The 8,845-nt window shown below is 45.5% G+C and carries 13 protein-coding genes, 1 tRNA gene and 1 riboswitch; of the genes, 10 read left to right on the top strand and 4 right to left on the bottom strand.

Annotation, left to right across the window (positions count from 1 at the left end):
- Positions 1–186: 186 nt before the first annotated feature.
- A riboswitch (cobalamin riboswitch) is annotated at positions 187–370 on the top strand.
- A gap of 107 nt (positions 371–477) precedes the next feature.
- Genes cobI through VN379_RS11105 form a run of 4 tightly spaced genes read left to right on the top strand, consistent with a single transcriptional unit; the run spans position 478 to position 4,002 of the window.
- The gene (gene cobI / locus VN379_RS11090; protein WP_325533759.1) at positions 478–1,200 is read left to right on the top strand and encodes a precorrin-2 C(20)-methyltransferase; all 723 of its coding nucleotides are present in this window, start codon (positions 478–480) and stop codon (positions 1,198–1,200) included.
- Positions 1,197–2,252: an iron ABC transporter permease gene (locus VN379_RS11095; RefSeq protein WP_325533761.1), complete on the top strand. Its 1,056-nt coding sequence runs from the start codon at positions 1,197–1,199 to the stop codon at positions 2,250–2,252. The genes cobI and VN379_RS11095 overlap by 4 nt, the downstream gene beginning before the upstream one ends.
- A gap of 7 nt (positions 2,253–2,259) precedes the next feature.
- The gene (locus tag VN379_RS11100; RefSeq protein WP_325533763.1) at positions 2,260–3,024 is read left to right on the top strand and encodes an ABC transporter ATP-binding protein; all 765 of its coding nucleotides are present in this window, start codon (positions 2,260–2,262) and stop codon (positions 3,022–3,024) included.
- 36 nt (positions 3,025–3,060) lie between these two features.
- Positions 3,061–4,002 (top strand): ABC transporter substrate-binding protein, encoded by a 942-nt coding sequence (locus VN379_RS11105; RefSeq protein ID WP_325533765.1) that lies wholly within the window; start codon positions 3,061–3,063, stop codon positions 4,000–4,002.
- A gap of 123 nt (positions 4,003–4,125) precedes the next feature.
- On the opposite strand, the gene VN379_RS11110 is transcribed toward VN379_RS11105, so the two are convergent.
- From VN379_RS11110 to VN379_RS11120, 3 genes are all read right to left on the bottom strand, one after another.
- Positions 4,126–4,497 (bottom strand): P-II family nitrogen regulator, encoded by a 372-nt coding sequence (locus VN379_RS11110; protein ID WP_325533767.1) that lies wholly within the window; start codon positions 4,495–4,497, stop codon positions 4,126–4,128.
- A gap of 147 nt (positions 4,498–4,644) precedes the next feature.
- The gene (locus tag VN379_RS11115; protein WP_325533769.1) at positions 4,645–5,013 is read right to left on the bottom strand and encodes a P-II family nitrogen regulator; all 369 of its coding nucleotides are present in this window, start codon (positions 5,011–5,013) and stop codon (positions 4,645–4,647) included.
- A gap of 44 nt (positions 5,014–5,057) precedes the next feature.
- The gene (locus VN379_RS11120; RefSeq protein ID WP_325533771.1) at positions 5,058–6,458 is read right to left on the bottom strand and encodes an ammonium transporter; all 1,401 of its coding nucleotides are present in this window, start codon (positions 6,456–6,458) and stop codon (positions 5,058–5,060) included.
- 361 nt (positions 6,459–6,819) lie between these two features.
- Between VN379_RS11120 and VN379_RS11125 the strand changes: the two genes are divergently transcribed.
- Positions 6,820–6,916 (top strand) — tRNA-Sec (locus tag VN379_RS11125).
- Between the two features lie 127 nt (positions 6,917–7,043).
- Here VN379_RS11125 and VN379_RS11130 read toward each other — a convergent pair.
- A complete protein-coding gene (locus tag VN379_RS11130; protein ID WP_325533783.1) occupies positions 7,044–7,463 on the bottom strand; it encodes a tyrosine-type recombinase/integrase in 420 nt (139 codons plus the stop codon).
- 59 nt (positions 7,464–7,522) lie between these two features.
- Here VN379_RS11130 and VN379_RS11135 point away from each other — a divergent pair, with 59 nt between their 5' ends.
- From VN379_RS11135 to VN379_RS11155, 5 genes are all read left to right on the top strand, one after another.
- Complete coding sequence (locus VN379_RS11135) at positions 7,523–7,717, top strand: hypothetical protein (RefSeq protein WP_325533773.1); 195 nt, start codon at positions 7,523–7,525, stop codon at positions 7,715–7,717.
- Between the two features lie 174 nt (positions 7,718–7,891).
- On the top strand, positions 7,892–8,215 hold the full coding sequence (locus VN379_RS11140) for a hypothetical protein (RefSeq protein WP_325533775.1): 324 nt from the start codon (positions 7,892–7,894) through the stop codon (positions 8,213–8,215).
- Complete coding sequence (locus VN379_RS11145) at positions 8,215–8,454, top strand: hypothetical protein (protein WP_325533777.1); 240 nt, start codon at positions 8,215–8,217, stop codon at positions 8,452–8,454. Before VN379_RS11140 ends, VN379_RS11145 begins: the two co-directional genes overlap by 1 nt.
- Complete coding sequence (locus VN379_RS11150) at positions 8,432–8,605, top strand: hypothetical protein (RefSeq protein WP_325533779.1); 174 nt, start codon at positions 8,432–8,434, stop codon at positions 8,603–8,605. Before VN379_RS11145 ends, VN379_RS11150 begins: the two co-directional genes overlap by 23 nt.
- Positions 8,580–8,795 carry a hypothetical protein gene (locus VN379_RS11155; protein WP_325533781.1) on the top strand — a complete coding sequence of 72 codons (216 nt, stop codon included), beginning with the start codon at positions 8,580–8,582 and terminating at the stop codon, positions 8,793–8,795. The genes VN379_RS11150 and VN379_RS11155 overlap by 26 nt, the downstream gene beginning before the upstream one ends.
- The last annotated feature ends 50 nt before the right edge of the window (positions 8,796–8,845 follow it).

Here is an 8,845-nt window from a genome sequence, read left to right on the forward strand (position 1 = left end):
TAATCATTTTTTCCTCGCTATTACATATTTTATATTTTTTGTTAAAATAAGTATAACAAAAAATATAAAATAAAAAAAGTGTTAGCAATTAATGCTGCAGTTCTTAAGTATAGAGCTGCCTTCATCAGGAATATGCTTGTAGACATAAATTTCTTGACTTTTAGTACTGTTAATCATACAATTTAAGTAATTCAATATGGAACAGGTGCCCGATTGGGCTTAATAGGGAAGCCGGTGCGAAACCGGCACGGTCCCGCCGCTGTAATGGTGAGCCAGCTGCAACAAGCCACTGGAATAATAACTTATTTTGGGAAGGCGCAGTTTGGTGATGAACCTAAGTCAGAAGATCTGCCTGTTTGACAATCACCGTTTTCACCCACGCGCGATGGGGAGGGGATTTGCGTCTAATCTTGCAAATAATCTCTGTCACACCTGCGCGTGTGTCAGAGATTTATTATTTTAAGGAGTTGTTAGATTATGTCAGGGATTTTTTACGGTGTCGGAGTAGGCCCCGGCGACCCCGAATTACTAACTTTGAAAGCCATTAATGCCATTAAGTCGGCAGATGTTGTGATTGCTCCCCGTACTGAGAAAAAAGATGAAAGTACGGCTATGTCAATTGCACGGCCATACATTCAAGAAGGCAGTGAGGTTTTAGAACTGGTATTCCCAATGAACTATAACGCTCAAGCGCTTTCGGAGGCTTGGGTGAGCAATAAAGGTATAATCCTGGGATTATTAAATGCCGGCAAAAAAGTCGCTTTTCTAACCTTAGGAGATCCTATGCTGTATAGCACATATATGTATGTGTTTCGTTTACTGGAGGATTCAGGTCACGAAATTATCAATATTCCTGGCGTTAACTCGTTCTCGGCTATTGGTAACCGCCTCGGCGTATCGTTGGCTGAAGGTGGCGATATTTTGAGCATCGTACCTGCTACCATCGATGATGAGCGGCTGGAGAAAGTACTGGCTGTATCTGATAATGTTGTCCTTATGAAAGTATACAAAAATTACGCCGAGATTGTTGAAAAACTGCATAAACACGGCATGGTGGAGAATGCTGTCATGGTATCGAAATGTGGTCTGGAGGGTGAAGAAATTATCCATGACCTGGTTACCGCCGGTAGCAAGAAAGTGAACTATCTGTCAACTATTCTGACCAAACGCTCCAAAGTGAGTAAACACGCATTGGCATGAGCAGCGCTTTAACAGCACTTCTTCACCGTAAACAGGCTAGGATCCGGATAGCGGGCTTAGTTCTCTTAGCGGCAACAGCACTGTTTGCTTTAGCTGCAGTTGGGTTTGGCCGGGCTGATATCAGCATGGTCGATGCTGCTAGTGTTATTTTTGGCAAGATCAGCGGCAGTCAGGAGGTATATCACAATATTAATGCTGCGCAAACAGCAATTATCTGGGATATCCGACTGCCGCGCATTTTAGCCGCTGTTGCTGTTGGTGGGGGATTGGCTGTGGCCGGCGTTGTGTTCCAGGCGTTGTTAATGAATCCGCTGGCTGACTCGTATACCATGGGTGTATCAACCGGTGCGGCCTTTGGTGCCAGTGTGGCTATTTATCTTAACATCTTTGCCCAGGGGGGCCTGCCGGTGACGGTGTTTGCTTTTGGCGGCGCTGTGGTTACACTGCTAATTGTTATGTCTATGGCTCGTGTCGGGGGTTATGTATCGTCTGCGAATCTGGTAATCGCCGGGATTATTGTCAGCAGCATTCTGTCGGCAGCTATCAGCATGGTTAAGAGCCTGGCCGGTGAGCAGGTATCAGCTATCGTTGCCTGGCTTATTGGCAGTTTGGCGGCTAAAAGCTGGGAGCACGTGCTGTATGGCTGGCCGCTAATTTTGGCTGCTTGCTTTTTATGCTATTATTATGCTGAGGATCTCAATATTCTCTCTTTGGGAGACCGTGAGGCCCGCAGCTTAGGCGTTAATGCCTCGCGACTACGGACAACCCTTTTGGGCGCAGGAGCGCTCATTACGGCTGTATGTGTCGCTATTGGCGGTATTATTGGTTTTGTCGGCCTGATTGTGCCCCATATGGTCAGGATGTTGACTGGTTCGGATAACAGGGCACTGATTCCATTATGTGGCTTAACAGGTGGCCTGCTGCTCTTGCTGGCCGATACGTTTGGCCGGTCAGTGGGAAACATCGAGATACCTGTCGGGGTTTTGACGACACTGTTAGGCGGGCCTTTCTTTGTGTATATTTTTAGGATGCGCAACAAGACGCTTGGGTAGGGGCGTTATGATGATAAAAGTAGAAAACATACAATTTGACTATACTGCTAAACAAGTGCTTCGAGATATTAGCCTAAATATCAGGCAAGGCAGTTTTACCGGTATTGTTGGACCCAATGGCTCTGGTAAGACGACACTGCTCAATATTATTACAGGTCAGTTAAAAGCAGCTTCAGGCAATATAACGATTAAAGGGCGGGATATCACTTCCTACAAGATTGAGGAACTGGCCCGCCATATTGCTATTGTACCGCAAAATATGGATATCAGGTTTCCTTATACCTGTCTGGAAATCGTCGGTATGGGGCGTACTCCATATAAGGCCAGGCTTCAGGGTCTAAATGGAGAGGATCTGCACATCATCGAGAGCGTTATGCGGCTTACGAATACGCTGGATTTTGCCGGACGGCTTGTTACAGAACTAAGCGGTGGCGAACGCCAACGGGTATTATTTGCTAAAGCCTTGGCGCAGCAGCCAGAAATCTTGTTTTTGGATGAATCCTTTTCCAATATGGATATTTTCTATAGCATTACTTGTCTGAACTTGCTCAAGGAATTATGCGCTAAGCAAGGACTAACGGTTGTGGCCATTATCCATGACCTTAACTTGGCCAGCGTCTTTTGTTCAGAGGCTGTTGTGCTTAAGGCCGGACGGTTGGTTGAACAGGGCCCAGCCTCAGTTGTACTCAACCCTGAACTCATCCGGGATGTATTTAACATCAAGGTGGTCCGCGCAGGCGAAACCGGTCTGGCGGTACTTTCAGACTTGTAAGCGAAGCAATCTGGTGGAGGGGAGGTAGAAGAGTCTATGAAAACCAAGCTACTGAGCATAGTTGGGATAGTTGTGCTGTTGTTGACTTTAGCTGGCTGCGGCGCTTCCAAACAGATAACCAATTCCGCTGGGGGGAATGTAACAATTGTTGATGATTTAAATCAAACGATTGTTCTCAAACAGCCTGCTAAACGTATTATATCCTTGTATTCGGCCCATACGGAGAACCTTATTGCACTTGGCCTTGAGGCTGAAATTATCGGTGTCAGCCCGGTCGAATCTGATCCGGCTGTCAGAAATAAGCCTGTGTTTGACTATCGCGCCGACCCCGAGAAAGTTTTGGCCGCACAGCCGGACATAGTCATTATCAGACCGTTTATCAAGCAAAGTTATCCTGATTTTGTTAAAATCTTAGAGCAAGCCAATGTTAAAGTTGTTTGCCTTTACCCTGAGAAGTTTGAGGAGTTTGACAGTTACATCAAAAAACTGGCCATATTGACAGGCCGGGAGCAACAGGCTGCTGAGCGACTGGTTGCTTTTCATGGCAAGCTCAAAGAGGTTGCTGATCATACCGCCAAGGCTCCGGCTAAAAAGCGGGTCTACTTTGAGTCAACTGCGACTGAATACCGGACAATTACACCAGAGAGTATGCCAGGCATCGTTCTTAAGCTTGCTGGTGGCATAAACGTAGCCGAGGATGCCCAAGCGTTAAAAACTGCCAGTAGCATTGCCGCCTACGGCAGTGAGCGACTCTTGATGAAGGCCGATGAAATTGACGTTTTTCTGGCGCAGCGTGGTCCGATGAATCCGGGGATTACCCAGGATTCGATTAAACAGCGTCCCGGGTTTGACAAGATCAAGGCAGTGCGACAGGGACAAGTCTATATTGTTGACGAGAAACTGGTTTCAAGCCCGACCTTCCGCTTGGCTGAGGGCGTCGAACAACTGGCAAAAGTCATTTACCCTGAGGTATATTAGGGTAATAAACCATTTTAAGCATTGCCGTGGGAATTGCAGAAACTGTAATGCATGGTATTACGGATAAGAAGACCCCAGAGCTCAGTTAAGTTGAGGTCTGGGGTCTCTTCTGTCTTCTCAGTACTATTTAGCCATGTCAGCGGGATCGATGATAGCAATGTCGCCTTCTTCGCCGGTACGGATGCGAATCGCATTGGCAATAGGGTAAACAAAGATTTTTCCGTCGCCGATTTTTCCTGTACGGCAAGCTGTTTTAGCCGCCTCCAGCACCTGTTCTACCGGTACTTCACAGACAACGATCTCAACTTTAACCTTGGGGACCAAATTGATGTTGTATTCTTGTCCACGATAAACTTCCCGGTGGCCTTTCGTCAGGCCACAACCATATACCTGAGTTACCGTCATCCCGGTTACGCCAATCTGGTTCATTGCAGCTTTCAGTTCTTCAAGTTTTTCCGGACGAGTAATAATTTCAATTTTTGTTATTGGTCTCATGTCGTTTCCTCCTAAACAAGAAGCTATAATTAAATATAGTGTAAGCGATCATAAATATTTTGGCAACCATTTCCTTAGTAGCGGATTAAGTATTAAAAAAACCCCAGGGTAGTTTTCAACTTACCCTGGGGTTTTGATGTCTCTAAACTATTTTGGCATGTCAGCCGGATCAACAATAGCAATATCGCCCTCTTCACCAGTACGGATACGAACCGCATTGGCGATTGGATAGACAAATATTTTTCCATCGCCGATTTTCCCGGTTTGACAAGCCTGTTTAGCGGCTTCCAGTACCCGTTCCACCGGTACCTCACAAACAACAATCTCAACCTTTACCTTAGGAACAAGGTTAATATTATATTCCTGGCCGCGATACACTTCAGTATGTCCTTTGGTGAGGCCGCAACCGTATACCTGAGTTACTGTCATTCCGGTAACTGCAATCTTATTCATAGCTGCTTTGAGCTCTTCTAATTTCTCCGGGCGGGTGATAATTTCAATTTTTGTTAATGGCATGGCGTTTTTTTCCCCCTTTTATCAGAGCGTAATTTTAAACTGCACTACGCCAGTGTTGTTTTCTTAGCAGAAGAATCCTGGCTAGATGAGCCAAGTCCGATATGGGAACCTGTCATAAAGTCTTGATATGCATAGCCACGTTCGCCATGTTCACTAATATCAAGGCCCTGAACCTCTTGGTCAGTGGTAGCACGGACTTGCATAAATAAGCCGATTACTTTTAAGATGATGAAAGTCATGACTGCAGCCACTACCCAGCTTACACCAACACCGATGAGCTGAGTGGTAACCTGACCTGCATTACCGTAGAACAGACCGTCAGCACCTGCCGGGTTAACTGCTTTAGAGGCAAATAATCCAGTTGCGATTGCACCCCAGGTACCACCAATGCCGTGTACGCCAAATGCATCAAGAGCGTCGTCATAGCCAAGTTTAGCTTTTAATACAGCAACTGCTAGGAAGCAGATAACACCTGCGGCCAGACCGATAATTAATGCGGGGATGGGGCTGACAAAACCAGCAGCAGGGGTAATTGCCACAAGACCGGCAATACAACCAGAAGCTGCACCGAGGATGGTTGGCTTGCCATGCTGCAGCCATTCAGTAAATACCCAGGAAACAGTAGCAGCGGCAGCAGCTATATGAGTTACAGCAAAAGCGCTGGCGGCAAGACCGTTTGCAGAGAGTGCGCTGCCGGCATTGAAACCAAACCAGCCGAACCAGAGGAGTGAAGCACCGATAACAGTCATTGGGAGATGATGAGGCATCATAACATCAGTACCGTACCCTTTACGTTTGCCAATCATCAGAGCAATAACCAAACCGGAAACACCAGAGATAATATGAACAACAGTACCGCCGGCGAAGTCAAGTACGCCTAATTCACGCATCCAACCGCCAACGCCCCATACCCAGTGAGCAATAGGGTCATAAACAAACGTTGCCCAGGCCAGGGTAAATACAACAAAAGCAGGAAATCTCATGCGCTCGGCAAAAGCGCCGGTAATTAAGGCTGCAGTGATAACTGCAAACATCCCTTGGAAAACCATGAAAGCCTGATGGGGAATTGTTGCTGCATAATCAGGGTTTGCTTCTTGCCCAACTCCGTTAAGCCCTACCCAGTCTAAGGAGCCAATGAAATGGTTGATATCAGGGCCAAAGGCTAAGGAGTAACCGAAAAGAACCCATTGTACAGTTATAAGACCGAGGATGAAGAAACTTTGCATGATCGTACTGAGAGCATTCTTGGTTCTTACCATACCACCATAAAATAATGCTAAACCTGGAGTCATAAGCATTACAAGAGCGGCACTTATTAAAACAAAAGCAGTGTCGCCGGTATCAATGGCCGGTGGCTCAGCTGGCGCATCGCTAGCCAGAACTACTGGTACGAGGATAAACATTAGTAATAAACACATAGAAAAAATAGTCCACAATCTCTTCATAGGTAATCCCTTCCTTTTAAATAGATTTTTTGAGGTAACAGCAATTGTCTGGAAAGTGCATCCCCCCCATGTACCCAAACAGAAAGCGTCCTACAGGTGAGTAACCTCTAGGACGCCATTGTCCGGAAAAATAGGCAATTAAACAGAAAAAGCCTTCGCTTTAGTTGCGAAGGCTTCATTGCCTAAGTCATTTACTTGTTGTAGTCACTATACCAAATTGAGCAAGCCTGTGTCAAGCAGATTTTCATAAAAACACAAGAAATGTTTGCTGCTAGTAGAAAAAAAGCTCGTATTGCGAGCAATAGTCTCTCTACCTTGAATAATTCTATAGCTCATGATATATTATATACGTTAGATGTATGGGAGTGGATGGGGCCTGGTGGCTCCTGCAGTCTTCAAAACTGTCCGTTGGGCGTTAATCCGTCCATGGTGGGTTCGATTCCTACACGCTCCCGCCATAGTAAAATCAACCATCTTGAGGTTTTTTATAAAGTTGGTGTGCAACAAGACTGATAGAGTAGGTGTGCAGTTGGTGTGCAAATGTGTCTTTTAGAGCAGCCTTTTTCAATAGAAAGGGCTGTTTTTTTATGCCTTATTGCCTGACTTCAAACGATTGTGAATATCATCCATAGCCTGCATGGCTTTTATCTCATCGGCCTTAACCGCGTGAGTGTATATATCTAATGTAGTTGATACTCTGCTATGTCCTAATCGTCTGGATACTTCTTGAATAGGAACACCTGCCGTGATTAGTTGGGTTGCATGTGTGTGCCGGAAAGCATGGAATCCTTTTTCAATTTTTACTTTCTCCCGCATTGGTTTAAAGTAATATCGCAGGTAAGTCGTTGGTGGTAAGTATTTACCATGAACAGCAGGGAATAATAACCCGGTTTTACCGTCTTGACCATATCTAAGCTGATGTTTTTTTATTTCTATCATTGTAGCGGGGAATATCTCAATTGTTCGACGACTATTTTCTGTTTTAGTCTCTTGAATATGCGTAATAGCGGTATGACATGGAAAGCAATCGGTTTAGTATACGGACTAAGCATGGATGCCGCAAAATGGCATATGCGGTTGCAGAAACAACGGCGAGACCTATTTTTACTGGAATCAACTTTAAGTTCAGTGAGGCTGAATTAATAACAACAGGTACTGATACGCATAGACTTTCAAGAAAAAAGTTTGATATTACCGGTAAGACGAATGACTTTATTATCACAGTTAAATCTCTGGCTGACATATCAGAAAAAGAATAAACACTCTGCACCAAGGGATAAGCCAGATAATAAAGCTCTGGACTACATACAGCGTAAACTGGCGGGAGGCGGTTAAAGAGATACCGGAGCAGACTATTGATCTTTACGCCTATTATGTGGCTACTATCCCCCTTGAAGTCGGAAAGGCTGCAATAATCAAGTTGATCACTAACAATGATTTTTTCCCAACAAAAGGCGGTACAGGGCTTTGCATTAAACACTAACGAACCACCGCCGGCAGAACTGGCATGGGAGGAAGTACGCAAACAGCTTGACCCTTATAAAGCACCAACATGGAGTCATCCGGCCATAGAACGAGCTGTCAGAGCATTAGGATTTAGGAATCTATGTTTTACTACTACCCCTGGCCAGGACATGGCGCGGTTTATAAAGGTCTATGAGGCGTATCGACAGCGTGAAATTGATCAGGTTGAAAATGAGTCTATACGGCAATTAACTACGAGCGTAATACAGCAGCTGACGGGAGGCGCGGCGTAGTGCTTCGTCTAACAGCCTCGGAGGCTCGGAAGCTCGGCATAGTGGGAAATAAAAAGATCGGCCACGCCAAGATGAAAGGCAAGAGGCCGGAGCCGGTAGTCAAGCAGGAGCACGGCAAGCTGACGATTTTGATTTACGATGTGCCGCCAAGCCTTAACGATTGGGACAAGTGGCATCACATGAAAAAGGCCGAGGGAAAAAAATTGGGAAGAGTTGTTGAAAGCTCTACTTCGGGGTAAAAGGCGAATTCAAAAGCCGGTAGTGCGAATAACATTCTTCTTTGATCTTGACCGGGATCGGGACAAAGATAATATGGCTCCTAAGTGGATTATGGATGGGCTGGTTAAGTCGGGAGTCATTCGGGATGATAAGATTCGGGCTACAGGATAATTACAAGGAGAGTACACCGGCGCAGGATATCGCCCGTGAGTGCTGCGATCTGATTGCAGTCATTGAGTTGCTCGAAGAAGTCGGCATTATCGAAAAGACAGGTACTATTCAAGCTATCGAGCAGAAAAAGGCCCGGGTGAGGCATTACATGGAGTATGCCAGGGAGCGTGGAACTCTAAGCGATAACTAAGGATAATTTACATAATAATATTTATATCTGAGCTAATCAAAGTTAAGATT

Source organism: Sporomusa sp. (genome assembly GCF_035561255.1).
Classification (GTDB): Bacteria; Bacillota; Negativicutes; order Sporomusales; family Sporomusaceae; genus Sporomusa.

Bases quoted from the DNA above. Each gene is read 5' to 3' on its own strand.
- VN379_RS11110 (WP_325533767.1), bottom strand. From the start codon at position 4,497: ATGAGACCAATAACAAAAATTGAAATTATTACTCGTCCGGAAAAACTT.
- VN379_RS11155 (WP_325533781.1), top strand. From the start codon at position 8,580: ATGATAAGATTCGGGCTACAGGATAATTACAAGGAGAGTACACCGGCG.
- VN379_RS11135 (WP_325533773.1), top strand. From the start codon at position 7,523: ATGGCATATGCGGTTGCAGAAACAACGGCGAGACCTATTTTTACTGGA.
- cobI (WP_325533759.1), top strand. From the start codon at position 478: ATGTCAGGGATTTTTTACGGTGTCGGAGTAGGCCCCGGCGACCCCGAA.
- VN379_RS11105 (WP_325533765.1), top strand. From the start codon at position 3,061: ATGAAAACCAAGCTACTGAGCATAGTTGGGATAGTTGTGCTGTTGTTG.
- VN379_RS11095 (WP_325533761.1), top strand. From the start codon at position 1,197: ATGAGCAGCGCTTTAACAGCACTTCTTCACCGTAAACAGGCTAGGATC.
- VN379_RS11100 (WP_325533763.1), top strand. From the start codon at position 2,260: ATGATGATAAAAGTAGAAAACATACAATTTGACTATACTGCTAAACAA.
- VN379_RS11140 (WP_325533775.1), top strand. From the start codon at position 7,892: ATGATTTTTTCCCAACAAAAGGCGGTACAGGGCTTTGCATTAAACACT.
- VN379_RS11120 (WP_325533771.1), bottom strand. From the start codon at position 6,458: ATGAAGAGATTGTGGACTATTTTTTCTATGTGTTTATTACTAATGTTT.
- VN379_RS11115 (WP_325533769.1), bottom strand. From the start codon at position 5,013: ATGCCATTAACAAAAATTGAAATTATCACCCGCCCGGAGAAATTAGAA.